Consider the following 819-nt stretch of genomic DNA (forward strand, 5'->3'; position numbering starts at 1 on the left):
AATCAAGGCGTGTTCGCTGGGCGCTTACGTTCGCTGGGCGCTTACGCACATAGCGTCAGAAGCGCAGACGGCGCAGGATTGTGTCCACTATTTTTTAGTGGACACAACTCATGGACCAGATCGATTTGGATTTCTTGCCGCTGCGGGTGATCAACGTCGGCGCCAACGGCAAGCGCAGCTTTGACAAGGGCGACAAGCGGCGGTTGGTTGAAGCTTGCCAGCGGCCGGGGGTATCGGTGGCAAGCATGGCAATCAAGGCCGGGGTGAACGCGAACCAGTTGCGCCGCTGGATCGAGCAACACAAGGCGGAACACAAAGATGCTGCTGGCACGATGGACGTCATCGAAAGTGCGCCGGCGGCGTTCGTTCCGGTGGTGGAAGTTCACGGTGCCGGCCCGCAGGCCGAGCCCGGGCGGCCGACTATGCCTGGGCCAGTGCCTGTGCCTGTGCGTGCGTTGCCACCGCCGGCGCCGTTGCCGTCGCGGCTGGTGGCGCAGTTGCCAAACGGCGTGAGCATTGAGCTCGAATGCTCGGGACAGGATGACGCGCTGGTAAGGGCGATGATCGAAACACTGAGCCGCTGTCATGTTCCGGCTCGACGCTGAGCTGCAGGTCTACCTGCACCGCGATGCGGTGGATTTCCGCCTCGGGATCAACGGATTGGTCGCCCTGGTCGAGCAGTCGATGCAGCTTGATCCCTTTGCGCGCGCCGTCTTCGCCTTCCAGAACCGTCGGCGCAACCGCATCAAGCTGTTGCTGTGGGACCGCAACGGGTTCTGGTTGCTGCTCAACTATCTCGTTTCATACTACATCTCCTTC

At 61.7% G+C, this 819-nt stretch carries 2 protein-coding genes; both read left to right on the forward strand.

Going from position 1 to position 819, the window contains the following annotated elements; genetic code table 11:
- Positions 1-110 precede the first annotated feature (110 nt).
- Positions 111-605 (forward strand): IS66-like element accessory protein TnpA, encoded by a 495-nt coding sequence (gene tnpA / locus CF70_RS30905; RefSeq protein WP_035874785.1) that lies wholly within the window; start codon positions 111-113, stop codon positions 603-605.
- Positions 586-819: IS66 family insertion sequence element accessory protein TnpB (gene tnpB, locus CF70_RS30910; protein WP_035874788.1), on the forward strand; the 234-nt coding region annotated here is incomplete at its 3' end. The genes tnpA and tnpB, both read left to right, overlap by 20 nt.

The organism is Cupriavidus sp. SK-3 (assembly GCF_000611145.1).
Taxonomy (GTDB): Bacteria; Pseudomonadota; Gammaproteobacteria; order Burkholderiales; family Burkholderiaceae; genus Cupriavidus.